Annotated in this window: 17 protein-coding genes; 10 read left to right on the forward strand and 7 right to left on the reverse strand. The window is 70.7% G+C overall.

The features are described from left to right. Window positions 1-157: 157 nt before the first annotated feature. Window positions 158-1,204, reverse strand: a complete 1,047-nt coding sequence (locus tag IEY93_RS34275; protein WP_189167335.1) for a LacI family DNA-binding transcriptional regulator — start codon at window positions 1,202-1,204, stop codon at window positions 158-160. A 327-nt stretch (window positions 1,205-1,531) separates the two neighbouring features. Beyond that, complete coding sequence (locus IEY93_RS34280; protein ID WP_189167336.1) at window positions 1,532-2,566, reverse strand: LacI family DNA-binding transcriptional regulator; 1,035 nt, start codon at window positions 2,564-2,566, stop codon at window positions 1,532-1,534. A gap of 337 nt (window positions 2,567-2,903) precedes the next feature. Here IEY93_RS34280 and IEY93_RS34285 point away from each other — a divergent pair, with 337 nt between their 5' ends. From IEY93_RS34285 to IEY93_RS34320, 8 genes are all read left to right on the forward strand, one after another. Next, window positions 2,904-4,103, forward strand: coding sequence for an extracellular solute-binding protein (locus IEY93_RS34285; RefSeq protein ID WP_189167337.1), 1,200 nt, complete (start codon window positions 2,904-2,906; stop codon window positions 4,101-4,103). After that, window positions 4,073-5,209: an ABC transporter ATP-binding protein gene (locus IEY93_RS34290; protein WP_203969090.1), complete on the forward strand. Its 1,137-nt coding sequence runs from the start codon at window positions 4,073-4,075 to the stop codon at window positions 5,207-5,209. Before IEY93_RS34285 ends, IEY93_RS34290 begins: the two co-directional genes overlap by 31 nt. Further along, on the forward strand, window positions 5,206-6,123 hold the full coding sequence (locus IEY93_RS34295; protein ID WP_203969088.1) for an ABC transporter permease: 918 nt from the start codon (window positions 5,206-5,208) through the stop codon (window positions 6,121-6,123). Before IEY93_RS34290 ends, IEY93_RS34295 begins: the two co-directional genes overlap by 4 nt. After that, window positions 6,120-6,956, forward strand: coding sequence for an ABC transporter permease (locus tag IEY93_RS34300; protein WP_189167338.1), 837 nt, complete (start codon window positions 6,120-6,122; stop codon window positions 6,954-6,956). The genes IEY93_RS34295 and IEY93_RS34300 overlap by 4 nt, the downstream gene beginning before the upstream one ends. A 12-nt stretch (window positions 6,957-6,968) precedes the next feature. Continuing rightward, complete coding sequence (locus IEY93_RS34305; protein WP_189167339.1) at window positions 6,969-8,090, forward strand: Gfo/Idh/MocA family protein; 1,122 nt, start codon at window positions 6,969-6,971, stop codon at window positions 8,088-8,090. A gap of 2 nt (window positions 8,091-8,092) precedes the next feature. Then, on the forward strand, window positions 8,093-9,007 hold the full coding sequence (locus IEY93_RS34310; RefSeq protein WP_203969086.1) for a DUF6807 domain-containing protein: 915 nt from the start codon (window positions 8,093-8,095) through the stop codon (window positions 9,005-9,007). Then, the gene (locus IEY93_RS34315) at window positions 9,001-9,705 is read left to right on the forward strand and encodes a cupin domain-containing protein (RefSeq protein WP_189167340.1); all 705 of its coding nucleotides are present in this window, start codon (window positions 9,001-9,003) and stop codon (window positions 9,703-9,705) included. The genes IEY93_RS34310 and IEY93_RS34315 overlap by 7 nt, the downstream gene beginning before the upstream one ends. Before the next feature lie 92 nt (window positions 9,706-9,797). Further along, on the forward strand, window positions 9,798-11,558 hold the full coding sequence (locus IEY93_RS34320) for a carbohydrate-binding protein (protein ID WP_189167341.1): 1,761 nt from the start codon (window positions 9,798-9,800) through the stop codon (window positions 11,556-11,558). A 184-nt stretch (window positions 11,559-11,742) separates the two neighbouring features. Here the strand turns inward: IEY93_RS34320 and IEY93_RS34325 are convergent, their stop codons facing one another. The 4 genes from IEY93_RS34325 to IEY93_RS34340 form a co-directional block, all read right to left on the reverse strand. Further along, window positions 11,743-12,225 (reverse strand): MarR family winged helix-turn-helix transcriptional regulator, encoded by a 483-nt coding sequence (locus IEY93_RS34325; protein WP_189167342.1) that lies wholly within the window; start codon window positions 12,223-12,225, stop codon window positions 11,743-11,745. A 17-nt stretch (window positions 12,226-12,242) separates the two neighbouring features. After that, window positions 12,243-13,106, reverse strand: a complete 864-nt coding sequence (locus tag IEY93_RS34330; protein WP_189167343.1) for an MBL fold metallo-hydrolase — start codon at window positions 13,104-13,106, stop codon at window positions 12,243-12,245. A gap of 143 nt (window positions 13,107-13,249) precedes the next feature. Further along, window positions 13,250-13,471 carry a substrate-binding domain-containing protein gene (locus IEY93_RS38920; RefSeq protein ID WP_189167364.1) on the reverse strand — a complete coding sequence of 74 codons (222 nt, stop codon included), beginning with the start codon at window positions 13,469-13,471 and terminating at the stop codon, window positions 13,250-13,252. Beyond that, the gene (locus IEY93_RS34340; RefSeq protein WP_189167344.1) at window positions 13,468-14,259 is read right to left on the reverse strand and encodes an IclR family transcriptional regulator domain-containing protein; all 792 of its coding nucleotides are present in this window, start codon (window positions 14,257-14,259) and stop codon (window positions 13,468-13,470) included. The genes IEY93_RS38920 and IEY93_RS34340 overlap by 4 nt, the downstream gene beginning before the upstream one ends. Before the next feature lie 335 nt (window positions 14,260-14,594). Here IEY93_RS34340 and IEY93_RS34345 point away from each other — a divergent pair, with 335 nt between their 5' ends. Together IEY93_RS34345 and IEY93_RS34350 are read left to right on the forward strand one after the other, a co-directional pair. Further along, window positions 14,595-16,058, forward strand: coding sequence for a benzaldehyde dehydrogenase (locus tag IEY93_RS34345; protein ID WP_189167365.1), 1,464 nt, complete (start codon window positions 14,595-14,597; stop codon window positions 16,056-16,058). A gap of 199 nt (window positions 16,059-16,257) precedes the next feature. Next, entirely contained in the window at window positions 16,258-17,430 is a 1,173-nt protein-coding gene (locus IEY93_RS34350) for an MFS transporter (protein ID WP_229691708.1), read from the forward strand. 12 nt (window positions 17,431-17,442) lie between these two features. Here the strand turns inward: IEY93_RS34350 and IEY93_RS34355 are convergent. Further along, window positions 17,443-17,627, reverse strand: a 185-nt coding sequence (locus IEY93_RS34355) for a hypothetical protein (protein WP_229691709.1), incomplete at its 5' end; no start/stop codon positions are given.

Genomic DNA, 17,627 nt, shown 5'->3' on the forward strand with positions numbered 1-17,627 from the left:
CGCCAGAACCGAGCGGACCAGGTGCTGGCGATATCCCATGCGCCCGGTCACCCCATTCATGACCACGCCAAGGGTCTGCATCCAATTCTCCTCATGTGAGAGCGGTGACGGTGCGAAAGCGCGGCCTCGGAGCCGGGTCGCGCGAGCAGGCCCCGGCTCAGCGGACCGTGATGAGCCGGCCGGACACGGGCGGTGTGCTCTCCCGGAGGCGTACGGCCGTCGGAATCCACACCGTGGGGATGCCGGCCTCTCCCGCGGCGTCGTCATCGGCGAGCGCGAGTCGCATGGCCTCGAGGCCGGCCGTCCTCAGGGGGACCGTCACGGTGGTGAGCGCCGGCACGACGTCCACCGCCGAACTTATGTCGTCGAAACCGGCGACCGCGACGTCACGACCGGGCACCAGACCCGCGTCCCGCAGGGCGCTCATCACGCCGAGTGCCATCGCGTCGTTGACCGCGAAGATCAGCTCGATGTTACGCAGGCCGCGTTCGACGAGTTCACGGGCCGCTTCATAGCCGCCGCTCCGGGTGAACTCCGTCTCCATGGCGAAGTTCGCGTCCATGGAGATCCCTGACTCCTCCAGGCCGGTGACGAAGCCCGTGTACCGGTCGTAGGAGGTCCTGATCCGGTGGGGCGCGTGAATGATGCAGAGCCTCCGATATCCGGCGCCGGCCAGCTCACGCGCCAGCAGCCTGGCGCCGTCGACGTTGTCGATGGCGACGGTGGGGAAGGGAAGCTCGGGCTGACTGATCAACACGACGCGGCCACCCGCCGCGCGGTACTGCTTGAGCTCGTCGATGAGCGCGCCACGGGTGTCGGTGTCGTTGATGCGGCTGCCGGCGATGATGATGATCTGCGGACGTTGTCCGCGCAGTGTTCTGACGAGCTGGACTTCGCGCTCGGGCGAGCGGTCGGCGACGGTCATGGTGACGACGAGACCGCCGGCCTCGGCGGCGTCGATGATGCCGACGGCGATGGAGGAGAAGTAGGGGTCGGCCACATCGCTCACCACCAACGCGACGGTGGGGATCGACCCCTTCGCGGTGGCCTGCGCCGACACGTGTGGCACGTAACCGAGCCTGGCCGCTGCGGCGAGGACACGGGAGACGTTGTCCGACTGGACGTTGCGGGTGCTGCCGTTGAGGGCACGAGAGGCCGTGGCGGCGGAGACACCGGCCTCCCTGGCGACGTCCTGCAATGTCACCGAGGACGGGCGTTGCCTCGCTGTGGCTGTGAGGCGTGAAGACGCGGGCGTCTTCGAGCGGTCATCCATTGCACACCTTTGGTCAGCACATCCCGTGGCAGCGAGCTATGACAGACGCGGGAAATCGCATTCCCCAAGTCTGTCCGCGCAGTGCCCTGCCGTCAACCGCGGTGCCCGCGCGGGCCGGGTACGGCCGACGGCGCGCGGCGGCGGATCGGCGGACGAGGGCGGCCGGCCCGGGTGCGGACGGGGGGCCTCGGTGCGGGCCGGTCGACGCACTCTTCGCCAGGACCTCGGGCTCAGGCGTCGCGTGGCACGTCGGCCGGCTCACCTGCTCCGCGGCATGGTGCTGTCGCGAATGACCAGATTGCCGCGAGCCGTGAAATTCGTCGGCCGGGTACGCGTGGCCAAAGCCAAACGTATCGACATGGTGCCGACATCGGCGAGCGGGAGGGCCACGGTCGTCAATTGGGGGGTCACGTCGACCGCGAGCTGTATGTCGTCGATTCCGGTCACCGACACGTCGTCGGGCACCTTGACGCCGGCGGCCCGGAATGCCGACATCACGCCGATGGCGACCATGTCGTTTATGGCGAGAACGGCGTCCGTGCCGCCAAGACCCCGCTCGGCCAGCGCGCGGGCCGCGTCGAAGCCGCCCTGGCGGTTGCCCTCGCAGCTCACCACCTGAATGTGCGGTTCTTTCCCTCCGGCGCTGGTCAGCCCGTCGATGAACCCCGAGACGCGGGCGGAGAAGTTGGCGCTTCCGTGGCTGCCGCCGAAAATGACGACGTTCCGGTGGCCGGACGTGGCGATGTAGTTTCCGGCCGAGTACCCGGCTCCGTGGTTGTCGAGGTCGATCGAATCGAAGGCCTCGTCCGCCACGCCCACGATGACGACCCGGCCGCCTTCCCGCTCATAGGCCTGCAATTCCCGGAAAAGCTGTTCTTCGAGGGCGTTGGACTGTAACCGGCCGGACGTCAGGACGAGCGCGCGCGGCCGCAGGCCGCGCAGCAGCCGAACGGTGCGCAGTTGTTTGTCCGGTGTCCCGCGGGTCGAGGAAACAGTGACGAAAGCGCCAGATTTACGGGCCTGGCGTTCCATCGCCGCCACGACCATGCCCATCGAGGGGGTGGTGAGATCGTCGGCGACGAGCGTGATCGCATCGCTCGCCCGGCGCATCGCCCGTGCCGACGCGTCCACGGTGTAACGCAGCGCGGACGCCGCGGCGAGCACACGTTCCGCGTACTCGGGCGCCACCGTACGGGAGCTGCCGCCGAGCACCCGGGAGGCCGTCGCGACCGAGACACCCGCCGCCGCTGCGACATCACGCAAAGTGACGGTTGATCGGGGCGGATGGGGCATGTGCTGGTTCCTCCCGTGCCTGGCGGCCACCTCGGTCGATGCGACGATACTCGACCGCTGCCGAACGCCTGGGCGGCCCCACCCGTGCTCTGGGCCTCCCGTGCGACGGTGCCCTGAATCCGTCTCGTGGTGGACATTCCCTGGTAGAAGCCCCTGAGCGGCAGTTCCGGAACCGCCCGATCGGGCGTTCACGGGGCGGCCGGCCGCCCCGCGAACGATGTCCGATCGACCAAGTGGGGCCCATTGACTCACTTCCAGAGCGAGCTTATGGTGCGGAATGCGTTTTCCCATATTTCCCGGTGCCGGAGCCAGGTGCTTAAGGAAGGTCCACCCCCCGATGAAGATCAGATCATTCGCCGGCGGCGCCTTGCTGCTCGTCGGCACACTGCTGGCCTCGGCGTGCTCGGCGCCGGCTCCCCATGCGCTGCCCGAAGCGCCTGCTCAGCCCCCCGCACTGCCCGCCTCCCCCGTCACGCTCAACATCCTCGACGTGTCGGGCGACCTGGCGCACATGAAGCCGGTGATCGAGAACTACAAGGCCGCGCATCCCAAGCTCGTCTCCGGCATCACCTACGAAACGGGCTCGCCCGCCGACGTCGCCGGCAAACTCGCCGCCCAGCAGGCCGCGGGGCGCGTCTCGATCGACATCGTGCTCACGGGCATCGAGGGACTGTCCAACATGCGTTCCCGCAACACCCTGCTGCGGCTCCTGCCGAACTATCAGCCCGCGTTCCCGGATCTGGCCTCCCAGCTCACCGCGTCCGGCTCGGTGTTGCACGAGGCGGGCGGCGGGTACGGCATCCTCGACTCCGCGGACCCCAACGGGCCGCTGCTCACCTACTCCGCGTCCAGGGTCGGCACCCCGCCCACCACCCCCGAGGCGCTGCTCGCGTGGGCGAAGAAGCACCCGGGCCGGTTCGGCTATCCCACGCCCACCGGTGGCTCGGGCCCGGCCAACCAGTTCATCGACGCGCTGCCGCACATGCTCGGAGACTCCGATCCCGGCGACCCGGCCACCTGGAGCAAGACCTGGGCCTACCTGGCCGAGCTCAACAAGTACACCGGCAAGTACTTCGCCAAGACCGTCGAGGCCTTCGACGCCCTCACGAAGGGCGCCATCGACCTGACGGTCACCTCGGGCGGCTGGGATCAGCAGCAGCACGCCAACGGGACTCTCGGCGAGGACATCCAGGTCGTCGCCTTCGACGACCCCAAGCTCGTCATCGAGGGGCGGTTCGTCACCGTCCCGCGCGGCATCGAGCCCGGCACACTGGCCGTGGTCCTCGACCTGGCCAAGTGGATGCTCAAGCCCGACCAGCAGGCCCTCACCTATGCCCTGCACGGCAGCGGCTTCCCGGTGAAGGGAGTGGAGCCGTCGTTGGCGCCGCCCGGCATCGCGGCCACGTTCCAGAAGTTCGGCCGCCCCGAACTGGTCAAGAAGCTGCAGGACGAGGGCACGCCGGTCGCGCCGCTGGCGGGCGCTCAGGTGCAGGCCATGTTCGCGGCGTGGAACCAGAAGATCGGTTCCCAGAAGTGAGCCCCGGCGCCGCCTTCCGCGAGTTGCGGATCCGCGGGCTCGGCCGCAGGTTCGGCAACGGGTTCACCGCTCTCGACGGACTGGATCTCGATATCGGGGGCGGCGAGTTCATCGCCCTGCTCGGTCCTTCCGGATGCGGCAAGTCCACCGCGCTCAACCTGCTGGCCGGTCTGCTCGCGCCGACCCGTGGCTCGATCTGGATCGACGAGCAGCGCGTGGACACCCTGCCCCCGGAGAAGCGCAACTTCGGCATGGTCTTCCAGAACTACGCCTTGTTCCCCCATCTCACCGTCGCCGAGAACGTCGCGTTCGGGTTGAGGATGCGCAAGGTCGGCAAGGCCGAGCGCGCCGAGCGTGTCCGCAAGGCGCTGGAACTGGTGCGGCTGACGGAGCAGGCCGGCAAGCATCCCGGGCAGCTGTCCGGCGGCCAGCAGCAGCGCGTGGCGATCGCCCGCGCCATCGTGGTCCGGCCGCGGCTCGTGCTCATGGACGAGCCGTTGTCCAACCTGGACGCCAAGCTGCGCCTGGACATGCGCACCGAGATCCGGCTGCTGCACCAGGAGCTCAGCCTCACGACGGTGTACGTGACCCATGACCAGGCCGAGGCCCTCTCGCTCGCCGACCGGCTCGTGGTCATGCGCGCGGGCGTGGTGCAGCAGATCGGCAGGCCGTCCGAGGTGTACGAGCGCCCGGCCAATGCTTTCGTCGCGGCCTTCGTCGGCTATCGCAACGCTCTGCCGGGCCGCCTGATCGGCGCGGACGTCGAGATCGAGGGTCTCGGCCGGATCCGCCACGGGGATGGTGATCTGCCGGCCGAGGGGGAGGCTGTGGCGATGATCCGGCCGGACGACCTGGTGATCGGTGGTCCGGAGGCCGGCCGGCCGATCTCGCTGACGGTGCGGGTGTGCGAGTACCAGGGGCGGAGCTTCGCGGTGGAAGGCCGTGCGCCGGACGGCACGGTGCTGCACGCCGCCTCACTGGAGCCGCTCGCGCCCGGCGATCATGTTAGCGCTCACATCCGGCCGGAGAGAATCCGGGTCTTCCCGCGAGCCGACCAGCCGAACAGGGCCGATCCGGCGCCGGCGGAAAGCATGGCGCGGTCGTGAGCGCCGCCGTCGCACCCGAGCGGGCCGCCGGCAGCGGCCGGCGGGCCCGGGCCGGCACGCCCGGGATCTCGCCCGTGCTGTGGCTGGTCGTTCCCGGCGTCCTGTTCATGCTGCTGTTCTTCGTCTACCCGCTCTGCTACGGCGTCGGCCTTTCGTTCCAGGGCGAAGGCGGCCCCTTTTCGGCGTACGCGGACTTCTTCGCCGACCGGTTCGTCAGCGACCACGGCAGCCGGGAGTCGATCCTCGTCACTCTCCGGCTCGCACTCGCCGCGTCACTGATCAACGTGGGCGCGGCGCTGCCCATCGCCTACCGGATGCGCGGCCCGATCCGCGGCAAGCGGATCATCACGGCCACGGTGCTGATCCCCATGACCCTCGGGACCGTGTTCGTCGCCTCGGCGATGAACAACGTCCTCGGGCCGGCCGGCTGGATCAACAAGGCGCTGCTGGCGGTCGGCCTGGCCGACGAACCCGTCGCGCTGACCGGCAACTTCACCGGCGTGCTGCTGTCGCTGGTGATCAGCGGGTTCCCCTTCTCGTTCCTGCTCATGCTGGGTTACGCCTCGGGGGTCGACCCGAGCCTGGAACAGGCCGCCGCCGTGCTCGGCGCCGGTCCGCGGGCCCGGTTCCGGCTCATCGCGCTGCCACTGCTGCTGCCCGGCCTGACCATCACGTTCTGCCTGTCGTTCGTGCTGGCCTTCGGAGTGTTCCCGTCCGCGACCCTGGTCGGCAACGACGCCGGACCCACCCGGGTGCTGTCCAAGATCGCCTACACCGAGTACGCGAACGCGCAGTACGCCACCGCGTCGGCCACCGCCGTGATCATGGCGGTCGTCCAGCTGGCGGTACTCGGCCTCGTGCTGGCGTTGCGGAGCAGGCTCTACCGCGGCTCGACGGCGGGAGGGAAGGGATGACGGCCGACACCGCCGTACGACGCCGGATCACGCTCACCGGAGCGGTCACCTGGACAGGCCTGTGGGCCTTCATCGGCGGGCTGCTGATCGCCGTGACGGCGGTCGTCCTGTCGTCGTTCACCCAGCAGCTGAGCTCGGGCTGGCTGCCGGGAGCGCTCACCACCAAGTGGTACTCCGGCGCGTGGTCCTATTTCGACCTGCCCAGCCTGCTGACCACGACATTGCTCGTCGCGCTCGCCGTCGTCGCGCTGTCACTGCTGGTGGCCGTCCCGACGGCGTTCGCCCTGTCGAGACTGAGCTTTCCCGGCAAGCGCCTGGTCATGCTGCTGTTCCTGGTGCCGCAGGTGATCCCGACCATGAGCTACGCCGTGCCGCTTGCCACCCTGGTGTACCAGCTCCGGCTCAACGACACCGTCCCCGGACTGGTCCTGGTCAACCTGGTGCCCTCGCTGCCGTTCGCCGTCCTGGTCCTCATTCCGTTCGTCGACCAGATCGACCCCCGCGTCGAACAGGCCGCCCGCGTCTTCGGAGCGGGCACCCGCCAGGTGTTCGTCCGGATCCTGGCCCCCCTGATGGTTCCCGGGCTGCTCGCCGCCGGGGTGCTGACCCTCGTCCGGGTGGTCGGCCAGTTCGAGCTCACCTTCCTGGTCGCCGGGCCCAACAGCCAGACCATCGTCGTCGCGTTGTTCGGCGCGTCCCTGCAGGCGGGTCAGCTGCCCTCCCAGCAGATCGACGCGATGGCCGTGATCTACATGCTCACCACCCTTGTCCTGCTTCTGATCGCGCTGCGGTTCGTGGACCCCACCTCGGTCGCCGCGCGGACCCGCCGCTGAGGAGACATCCGCATGACCAACAGACGACCCGTACGGGTCGCCATCGTGGGCACCGGCGGCATCGCGGAGGCCGCCCATGTGCCGGCCCTGGTGGCCCAGGGCGACCGCGTGCGCATCGTCGCCGCCTGCGACGTCGACCCCGCGCGGGTCAAGTCCTTCTGCGACGCCCACGCCATCTCCGGCGTCTACACCGACCTCGGGGCGTTGCTGGAAGAGGCCCGGCCGGATCTGGTCCACCTGTGCACACCACCGGGCCTGCACGCTCAGCAGGCCCGGCGATGCCTGCTGGCGGGCGCGTGGGTGTGGACGGAGAAACCGCCGTGCCTGTCGCTGGCCGAATACGACCTGATCACCGAGGCCGAACAGACCAGTGGCGCCTACGCCAGTGTGGTGTTCCAGCACCGCTTCGGCGCGGCGGGCCGGCACGCGGCCGGACTGATCGCCTCGGGGGAGCTCGGCCGCCCCCTGGTCGCCCACTGCGCCACCACCTGGTATCGCCCGCCCGCCTACTTCGATGTGCCGTGGCGCGGAAGCTGGGAGAGCGAGGGCGGCGGCCCGACCATGGGCCACGGCATCCACCAGATGGATCTCCTGCTGGCGCTGCTCGGCGACTGGAGCGAGGTCACCGCCATGGCCGCCCGCCTGGACCGCGACGTGCAGACCGAGGACGTCTCGGTGGCGGCCGTCCGGTTCGACGGCGGCGCCCTGGCGACCATCGTCAACAGCGTCCTGTCACCGCGCGAGGAGAGCCACATCCGCATCGACCTCACCGAGGCCACCGTCGAGGTCAGGCATCTGTACGGCTACGGAAACGGCGACTGGACCTATACGCCCGCCCCGCACGTGACCGACCCGGCCCGGCTCGCCGGCTGGGCGGCTCCCCGCGGCGACCAACCGAGCTCCCACGCCGCCCAGCTGGCCGCGTTGCTCGACGCGTACGACCGGGGCGAGCGGCCGCAGGTCAGCGGCCCGGACGGGCGGCGCACGCTGGAGCTGGTGACCGCGATCTACCGGTCGGCGTTCACCCGGACCACCGTCGCACGCACCGACCTGACCGCCGACGACCCCTTCTATCACCGTCTGCACGGCGACACCGGCGGCTGGGCTCCGCCGGCTCCCAGCGAAAGCGAGTGATCGTGTCCCCACTGACGCTCACCGACTCTGACCACGCCTCCTTCTCCCTCACCGGGCACGGCGTGGAACTCCTGCGCTACACCTACCGCTCCGACGCCGCCGCGGCCGAATGCCCGGCTCCGTACCTGCACCCGCTGCGCACCCTCGGCGGGCAGGTCGTCACGGCACACCGGCCGCACGACCACCGGTGGCACAAAGGGCTGGCCATGACGCTGTCGCACGTGTCCGGAGCGAACTTCTGGGGCGGCCCGACCTTCGACGCGAGCGCGCCCGGTCATGGCTACGTCCAGCTCGACAACGTGGGACACCTCCGGCACGACCGTTTCGACGTTCTGGAATGCGATGGGCGAGAGCTGCGGTTCGCCGAGCGCGTGACGTGGGTAACGGCCCAGGGAGAGGAGTGGATCACCGAACTGCGCACCGTGCGCGTCCACGATGTGGACCCCGGCACGCGAACCTGGGCACTGGAATTCGGCACGGCCCTGACCAACATACGCGGTCGCGACCTCGACCTCGGCAGCCCCACCACGGCGGGCCGGCCCGACGCCGGCTACACCGGGCTCTTCTGGCGCGGCCCTCGTGACATGACCCACGGCACGGTGCTGACGGACGAAGACCCCGGAGGAGAGGACGCGATGGGCCGCGCGACGTCGTGGCTGGCGTACCGGTCTCCGCACGACGAGGTCGACGCCGCCTCCACCCTCATCTTCCATCAGGACCCCGCGCACGCGGGCGCCCCCGACCGGTGGTTCGTGCGCAGCGAGCCGTTCCCCGCGGTGGCCTTCTCGCTCGCCTTCCACGAAGAGGTGGTCCTGCCGGCGGGCGAGACCTTGCGGCGCCGCTACCGGATCGTCGTCGCCGACGGCCTGTGGGAACGCGACGCCATCGGTGGATACCTCAAGGAGCACCCATGGTGATCTTTCCCGGTGGCACCGGCGTGTCGGGGCTGGAGGTGTACGGCTGGGAGGCCGCCGACGGCTGCCACGGCGGGTCCCCCCATCTGCACACCGCCTGTACGGAAGGCTATGTCGTCGTCGCGGGACAGGGAGAACTCCAGACTCTCACGCCCGCCGGGTACACCTGCGTACCGCTGCGGCCCGGCACCGTCGCGTGGTTCACCCCCGGCACCGTGCACCGGGCGGTCAATCACGGTGGCCTGCGGGTGCTCGTGGTCATGCAGAACGCCGGGCTGCCCGAAGCGGGCGACGCCGTCCTCACCTTTCCCCCCGAGGTGCTGGGAGACGCCGACGCCTACCGCACCGCCGCGACCCTCGACCCCGGGGACCCGGAAGGCTCGGCGCGGCGGCGGCGGGACCTGGCCGTGGCAGGCTTCCAGATCCTGCGCGACCACCTGACCAGGGGCGATCCCGAGCCGCTGTTCGACCTCTACCGGCAGGCCGCCGAACTGGTCCGGCCACAGGCCGCGGCCTGGCGCGACATCGTCGCCGCAGGCCCCGCGGCGGCCCTCGCGGCCACTTCCCGGCAGATCGACGCGCTCGTGGCGGGCGACGGCGGCCACCTGCGGGAGGCGGAGGTCCGAAAACTCGACGCCCCGGCTCCAGAGGACCGCGCGTTCGGCATGTGCGGTCGCCTGGAGACCTACCGGCTCGCCTGACGCGGAGCCGGCCCCATGTCATCCGCCGCAGCGGCGGCGGAAGCCGGATGTGCCATCAGGCACACGACACCACGAAGGAGAACCCACCCCCCATGAGAATCCCCAGGATCCTGACGGCGACGGCGGCCGCTGTGCTGCTGGCGCCCCTGGCGGGCGCTCTGCCGGCGCACGCGGACGCGATCACGCTGACCGTCGACTACGGAGCGGACGCAGGTCCGTCCAACCAGGTCGCCAGCGGCTTCCTGCACGGCATCGAACCCACTTCGCCGGCTCAGTACCTCATCGACGGCGTCAAGGTGGTCGCCATCCGCGGCGCCGACCACCACCCGAACCTGCCCAGCCTGTTCGACCGGGCCACCTACAACAGGGTCGCGGCGACCGGAGCGAAGCTACGGGTCGGGCTGTACTACTCCGCCACGAACGCCTCCAGCCCCGACTACGGCTACTGGCCGGGCGACGGCGGAAACTGGGACCGCTGGCGGACCATCGTCAACCGCCTGTACGACGAGGCCCGGACCAACGGCTACCAGGTGGACTCCTGGATCACCTGGAACGAGCCGGAGGCGCAGTGGAGTTCCACCGCGCGGCCCTTCACCACCTACCTCGCGGCGCACAACGTCGCCTACGACACCCTCAAGGCCCGGGACCCCGGAGTGAAGATCGAGGGGCCCGAGCTCAGTTCCTACAACTTCTCGCGGATCACGCAGTTCCTCACCTACTGCAAGCAGAACACCTGCCTGCCCGATGTGCTCAGCTGGCATGAGCTCACGGCCGCCGCGCCCGACATCCCCGGCCACACCGCGCAGATCAAGCAGTGGATGATCGACAACGGCATCACTCCGATGCCCATCACGATCACCGAGTACCAGGGCTCCGGGTACGGCAACTCCGACGCCTGGGATCCCGGCGTCAACGTCCGGTTCCTCGCGCAGTTCGAGCGGAGCGTCCCCAACGGCCTGGTCGACGCGCTCGACTCCGACTGGGACTACATCGGCAGCGACGGCAACTTCAAGGCGACGCTCGGCAACAGCGCCGACAAGGCCACCGGCACGCTGCCCAAGGGCCTGTGGTGGAACTACAACACCTACAAGGACATGACCGGCAGGCTCGTCCGGACCACGTCGTCGGCTCCCGCGACCGTGGACGCCTTCACCGCCGTCGACTCGGCCCAGCGCCGCTCGGTCGGCCTCATCGGCAACCAGAACACCGGCACCCACACCGTCACGCTCAACCTGCGCAACATCCCCGCCGTCCTGCAGCGCAACGGCAGGATCCACCTGACCGTCACCCGCTTCGACGACCTCGGCGCGCTGACCAATCCGGCCAAGGTGCTGGAGCAGGACTACACCGTCTCCGGCAACAACACGACGGTGACCCTGCCCGCGCTTCCCGCGAGCGCTTCGCTGCGCTTCGACGTCAGCCCGGTCGTCGCCGGCAGCGCCGCGACGGTCTACGAGGCCGAGTCACTGCCCGTCACCTCGACCGCAGGCGTCGTACGCCGCAATTATTCCGAGTCCGGCGCCAGCGGCGGCCAGGCGAGCGCCCTGGAGTCGACGGCCGTGGGCCAGTCCGTCACCTACACGATCAACGTCCCTGCCACGGGCGTCTACGCGCTGAGCGCCAACCTCAAGAGGGAGGCCAGCCGCGGCTTCTTCCAGCTCTACGTCGACGGCAAGGTCTTCGGCCCGCCCCAGGATGAGTACGGCGCCGCCGCCTACTACCGCACCACTCTCGGTCACCTCCAGTTGACCGCCGGACAGCACACCCTCGAGTTCAGGGTGGTCGGCAAGCACGCGTCCTCCAGCAACCGGTGGATGGTCTTCGACCGGTTCGAGATCGCCCCCTTGCCCTGATCGCGCCACGCCGCCTCCCGTCGCCGTGGCGAGGGGAGGCGGCCGGCGTCGGTCCCGCTCGGGGGGGCGCGGCGTTGACACCGGGCTCCTCTGCTCTTCGACGGCGTCTTCGCCCCTGCGCCCAGAACTCATCGACCGGTGGGACCTGCGCATCTTCAGCAGACGGTAGGGGTCCTTGGGGGAGTCACAGGCACGATCCGCGGCCCTCGGTGTCGCCGACGATCGCGAAGAGCATGTGACGCAGGGCCTGGACCTGGTCCTGGCCGAAGCCGTCCAGGACCGAGGCCTCGACGGCGGCGCAGGCGTCGGCCACTTTCGAGCGCACGGCCTCGCCGTCGTCAGTGATCACGGGGATGCGAAGGCGGCGGTCGCGGGCGTTGCTGTGGCGCACGACGAGGCCCCTGCGTTCGAGCCGGTCCAGCTGGCTCATCAAGGTGGTCTTGTCCAGCCCGAGGGATTTGCCGAGTTCGCCCTGAGTGAGCCCGGGGGCCTTATCGAGGGCGCTCAGCACGATGTAGTCGCGCAGCGAGAGTCCGTGCTGCTCGGCCACTTCACCGGTCGCGCCGCGCATGCGCTGAGCCGCCCGGTGCAGCAGCCAGGTGATCTCGGAGTGGACGGAGGGGCTCGGGCCGACGACCTCGGGCGCCGACGACGGCAGGCTTCGCATTCAAGAACCGTACGTCTTCAGCGGGACCACGCCGCGGCCTCGGGTGTCAGCAGAGGGATGCCGTCGTAACAGCCGAGGTCATGCGCGGGGACGATCCGCATCAGGCCGTCCAGGGCGATCATGCGGAGCAGGTCCTGGCGCAGCCGGCCGGGATCGCTGTCGGCGAGTCTGCTCAGCAGCCACGGCCGTTCGACCCGCCGGCGGATGCCGTCGATCTGCCAGGTCAGATCGCCGATGAAGGCGTACCGCTCGCCGGACGGCACGGTCACGAATACGATCACCGAGCCGGTCGTGTGGCCTCCCGCGAGAACGATGACCACCGAGCCGTCGCCGTACACGTCGTGGCTCGACGGGAACCCGAGGTAGGACCGGCCGTCGAACCCGTACTCGTGGATCTCGTGCCCCGGCGACACGTGGCGGTAGACCTTCCCGTCCGGGTCCTCGGCGGCGTACCGCCGCTCGTTCGTGTTCATCCAGACCGGCGTGCCTCGCAGGCTGTCGAGGCCGCTCGCGTGGTCCCAGTGCGAGTGGGTCAGCAGCACGCCCCGCAGTCTGCCGCGGTCGTAGCCGGCGGCGTCGAGCTGCTCGCCGACCGTCCGGCCCACCCGATAGGGAGCGCGCACGAACCGGGGAAGCATCGCGACGTGTGCCGCCACGTCCGCGCCGAAGCCCGCGTCGATCAGCAGATCCCCTTCCGGGTGCCGCACCAGGACCGCGGACGCGGCGAAGTGGCGCTTGTCGCGGAACGATCCGCCGCGGAAGGCGAGGGCCGCCCGGGTCTCGTACGTGCCGGTGGGGAGGTGGTAGACGGCCATGTCCGCGGGTGGGTGAGCCTCGGGCAGAGGCTGCGTCCAGGCGGCGGGCTTGGCGAGAGGTGGCATGCCGAGATCGTATGACCCAAGAAAGTCTGAGGCAAGAATTTCTTCATGGCAAACTTCCTGGTTGAGACGATCGCGATGATCCTCGATCATCACCGTGCGACAGGGGACGCCCGCCGGCTCTGCCCGGCGGCAGGTGTACGGGGTCAGGGGGGCGGAAGTTCGCCTGAACCTCGGGGGGTGAGGCGGGTCGGGAGCCGGATGAGCTCGACCGGGCCGTTCTCGCCGGCCAGGCGGCGGAACAGCGGCTCGGCGGACGTGCGGCCGAGGCCGATCGGGTCTTGGGCCACCACGGTGATCGCGGGTGTCAGCAGGTCGTATCGGAGTGCGATGTCAACCGTGAACGCCGAGTTCGGACGACCTGTCAGGTGACCGGTAGGGCGGTGCGGTGGGGGCCGTCGGTGGTGTGCAGGTCGGCCTCGATGCGGGCGGCGGCCGCCAGCAGCGAGGGCAGCAGGTCCTCGCGCGCGGACTCGACGGTGGTGCGGCTGGCGTGCGACGAGAGGTTCACGGCCGCGACCACCCGGCCGCCCCGGTCGCGGATCGGCGCGGCGATCGACCGCAGGCCCTCCTCAAGCTCCTGGTCCACCATGGCCCAGCCCTGCTCCCGCACCCGTTCCAGCTCCGCGACGAGCGCTTCACGTGAGGTGATCGTGCGCGAGGTGCGCCGCTCCAGCCGGGCTGTGGCGAAGTACGCGTCCAGGCCGGCGGGCGGCAGGCCGGTCAGGAGCACCCGGCCCATCGAGGTGCAGTGGGCGGGGAAGCGGGTGCCGATGCTGATGGTGACCCGCATGATGCGGGTGGTCGGCACGCGGGCGACGTACACGATGTCGGTGGCGTCGAGCACCGAGACCGAGGCGGACTCGTGCACCTCGGCGACCAGCCGCTCCAGGTGGGGGAGGGCGACCTCGGGCAGGGAGAGGCTGGACAGGTAGGCGTAGCCGAGCTCCAGCACCCGGGGGGACAGCGCGAACAGCCGCCCATCGGTGCGGACGTAGCCGAGCTCGACCAGGGTGAGCAGGAATCTGCGGGCCGCGGCGCGGGTGAGCCCGGTGGCCCTGGCCACCTCGCTCAGGGTGAGCTCGGGGTGCGCGGCGTCGAAGGCCCGGATGACCGCCAGCCCGCGGGCCAGCGACTGGACGAACTCCTCCGCCATGTTCAGGTCCCCTCTCGCGGTGACCGTTATACCAAGGCCGGTCGGTCCGTGGACGGAGGGGCGAACGGCCACGAAGGCGAGGGGTTCAGCCCGAGGCCGATCCGTCCGTGGACAACAGAGGGCGACGCTCGGCGTGGTCGGTCAAAGGGCCGGTCTTTACCGGGGTTTCGGACGTTGACGTGATCTGGTCGCGGGGATAGCTTGCACTCAAACGTTCGCCATGCGAAGCAACCGTTCGCATAGCGAACGCACGTCGCTGACCACCTCCCTGAAGCGCCCATGGCGGACGGCGGTGCCGGCTCAAGCGACAGCGCACCACGGAAAGGGCGTTGAGCATGGAAGTCCTCGACCCGAAGATCTGGTCCGGAACGGTCTACGGCGGCAGCGGCTGGACGAGCTCCCAGGCAGGCGACGCGGCGGTGATCGAGCCCGCCACCGGCAAGGAGATCGGACGCGCCGGGATCGCCGGGCCCGCCGACATCGCGACGGCCGCCGCGCAGGCGGCGAAGGCGCAGCGCGCGTGGGCCGCCACCTCCTTCGAGGAGCGCGCGGCCGTCCTGCGCCGGGCCGGGCGGCTGTTCGAGGAGCACGCCGCCGACATCCAGCACTGGCTCGTCCGCGAGTCGGGCTCGATCCCCGGCAAGGCCGCCTTCGAGACGCACGTCGCCGCCCAGGAGTGTTACGAGGCCGCCGCGCTGGCCTCCCAGCCGCCGGGGGAGATCCTGCCGACCGCCAAGCAGCGCCTCAGCCTGGCCCGGCGCGTCCCAGCCGGCGTGGTGGGGGTGATCTCGCCGTTCAACGCGCCGCTGATCCTCGGCATCCGGTCGGTCGCCCCGGCGCTGGCGCTGGGCAACGCGGTGGTGTTCAAGCCGGACCCGCGCACCGCCGTGTGCGGCGGCGTGGCCATCGCGCGGGTGCTGGAGGAGGCCGGGCTGCCGGCCGGCGTGCTGCACATGCTGCCCGGCGGGGTGGACGCGGGCGAGGCGCTGGTCGCCGACCCGAACGTCAGGGTGATCTCCTTCACCGGATCGACGGCGGCCGGGCGCAAGGTGGGCGAGCTGGCCGCGCGGCACCTCAAGCGGGTGCACCTGGAGCTCGGCGGCAACTCCGCGCTGGTCGTCCTGTCCGACGCCGACCTCGACCTCGCCGTCTCGGCCGGCGCGTGGGGGTCGTTCTTCCACCAGGGCCAGATCTGCATGACGACCGGACGGCATCTGGTGCACGCCTCGCTGAAGGACGAGTACGTCGAGCGGCTGGCGGCGAAGGCGGACGCCATGCCGGTCGGCGACCCGGCCACCCAGCAGGTCGCCCTCGGCCCGCTGATCGACGAGCGCCAGCGGGACAAGGTGCACGCGCTGGTCACCGGCAGCGTCGACGGCGGCGCGCGCCTGGCGGCGGGCGGCACCTACGAGGGCCTGTTCTATCGGCCGACGGTGCTGACCGACCTGACCGCCGCCGCGCCCGCGTACGCCCAGGAGGTCTTCGGCCCGGTCGCCCCCGTCGTGTCGTTCTCGTCGCTGGAGGAGGCGGCGTCGCTGGCCGCCGAGAGCGAGTACGGGCTGTCGCTCGGTGTGCTGACCCGGGACGTCATGCGGGGCCTGGCGCTGGCCGACCTGGTGCCCACCGGCATCGTGCACGTCAACGACCAGACGGTGGACGACGAGGCGGTGGCGCCGTTCGGCGGCGTCGGCGCGTCCGGGACGGGGTCGCGGTTCGGCGGCACCCGGGCCAACGTGGAGGCGTTCACCGAGACCCAGTGGGTGACCATGCAGGGCGACATCGCGCGTTACCCGTTCTGATCGCCATGAGAAGACCGGCGGTGGCCAGGGGGTCCGGACGGTGCGATCTGACGCTCACCGATAGGCTCAATCGGCTGTGAGCTCCCCGCACCTCCCCCAGCCCGATCCCCAGCCCGATCGTGAGCCCGCCGACCGCCCCGGCCCGGACCCTTCCGGCACCGCGAAACCGGCCGGGGCCTTCCCACCGGCGTCCGGTCTGGTGGGGGTTCTTCTGGTGGCGGGTTTCGTCCTGGCCTCGGTGAACCTGCGGCCCGCGCTCGCCGGGGTGTCGCCGCTGCTGGCCGACATCATGCGCGACCTCGGCCTGTCCCCGGCCGGAGGCGGGGCGATCACCACGGTGATGGTCGTCTGCCTGGGGCTGCTGGCGCCGATCGCCCCCGCGCTCGCCGCCCGCACCGGCCTGGACCGCACGCTGCTGATCGGCCTGCTCATCCTGGCCGGGGGCGTCCTGGTGCGCGGGTTCGGCGGCGCCCTGACCCTGTACGTCGGCTCCGCCCTCGCCGGCACCGCCATCGCGATCATGAACGTGGTGATGCCGGGCCTCGTCAAGCAGCACTTCCCCGGCCGGATCGGGCTGTTCACCGCCATCTACGTCTCGGGCCTGGTGGCGGGCGCCGCGTCGGCCTCGGCGCTGATGGTGCCGATCGAGCAGCGGTACGGCTGGCGGGTGGCGGCCGTCTCGGTGGCGATCCCCGCGCTGGCCGCCGCGCTGCTGTGGGCGCCGCAGGCGATCGGCCGCCGCGCGGCGGGCAGGCGCGGCACCGCCGGGCACCGTCCGTACGCCGCACTGCTGCGCAGGCCGGTGACCTGGCACGTCATGGCGTTCATGGGTCTGCAGTCGCTGACCTTCTACGTCCTGCTGGCCTGGCTGCCCACCATCTTCCGGGACGCCGGACTGGCCGCCGACCGGGCCGGATATCTGCTCGCGCTGATGAATCTGGCGCAGATCGCCGCCACCCTCACCGTGCCGCAGCACGCGGGGCGGTCCAGGTCGCAGGTGCCGCACATCGTGGTGGCCGCGCTGCTGACCGTCGCCGGGTACCTCGGGATGCTGTTCCTGCCGATCACGCTGCCCTGGCTGTGGATGATCATCCTGGGTCTCGGCCAGGGGGCGTCGCTCGCGCTCGCGCTGCTGATCATCACGCTGCGGGCCCCGGACCCGGCCTCGGTGACCGCGTTGTCGGCCGTGGCGCAGTCGTCCGGCTACCTGATCGCGGCGGTCGGCCCGTTCGTCTTCGGCCTGCTGCACCAGCTCGTGGGCGGCTGGACGATCCCGTTGGCGGCCGGGCTGGCGGTGTGCGCGTTCCAGCTCGTCTTCGGTGTGCTGGCGGCCCGCCCCGAGCGACCGTCCGATCGTCTCGCGCCGAGCTGAGCCGGGCGGGGGTCAGGGGTTGGTGGGGGCCAGGTCGGCGCCGATGGGGACGGCCGGGTTGAGGCTGTTGTCCACGACCATCATCTCGTACGGGAACCGGCCGACCCCTCTCTTCCACTGCACCCCCACCGGCTGCTGGATCGCCACCCCGGGCACCGGCCCGCGGGAGAAGTCCAGCACGCCGGACATGCCGGAGT

It is taken from the genome of Sphaerisporangium melleum, assembly GCF_014646695.1.
Lineage (GTDB): Bacteria > Actinomycetota > Actinomycetes > Streptosporangiales > Streptosporangiaceae > Sphaerisporangium > Sphaerisporangium melleum.

Excerpts from the sequence above, each read along its gene's own strand:
- IEY93_RS34320 (WP_189167341.1), top strand. The coding sequence starts at position 9,798 with ATGAGAATCCCCAGGATCCTGACGGCGACGGCGGCCGCTGTGCTGCTG.
- IEY93_RS34340 (WP_189167344.1), bottom strand. The coding sequence starts at position 14,259 with ATGGCGGAGGAGTTCGTCCAGTCGCTGGCCCGCGGGCTGGCGGTCATC.
- IEY93_RS34345 (WP_189167365.1), top strand. The coding sequence starts at position 14,595 with ATGGAAGTCCTCGACCCGAAGATCTGGTCCGGAACGGTCTACGGCGGC.
- IEY93_RS34285 (WP_189167337.1), top strand. The coding sequence starts at position 2,904 with ATGAAGATCAGATCATTCGCCGGCGGCGCCTTGCTGCTCGTCGGCACA.
- IEY93_RS34330 (WP_189167343.1), bottom strand. The coding sequence starts at position 13,106 with ATGCCACCTCTCGCCAAGCCCGCCGCCTGGACGCAGCCTCTGCCCGAG.
- IEY93_RS34300 (WP_189167338.1), top strand. The coding sequence starts at position 6,120 with ATGACGGCCGACACCGCCGTACGACGCCGGATCACGCTCACCGGAGCG.
- IEY93_RS34325 (WP_189167342.1), bottom strand. The coding sequence starts at position 12,225 with ATGCGAAGCCTGCCGTCGTCGGCGCCCGAGGTCGTCGGCCCGAGCCCC.
- IEY93_RS34315 (WP_189167340.1), top strand. The coding sequence starts at position 9,001 with ATGGTGATCTTTCCCGGTGGCACCGGCGTGTCGGGGCTGGAGGTGTAC.
- IEY93_RS34280 (WP_189167336.1), bottom strand. The coding sequence starts at position 2,566 with ATGCCCCATCCGCCCCGATCAACCGTCACTTTGCGTGATGTCGCAGCG.
- IEY93_RS34305 (WP_189167339.1), top strand. The coding sequence starts at position 6,969 with ATGACCAACAGACGACCCGTACGGGTCGCCATCGTGGGCACCGGCGGC.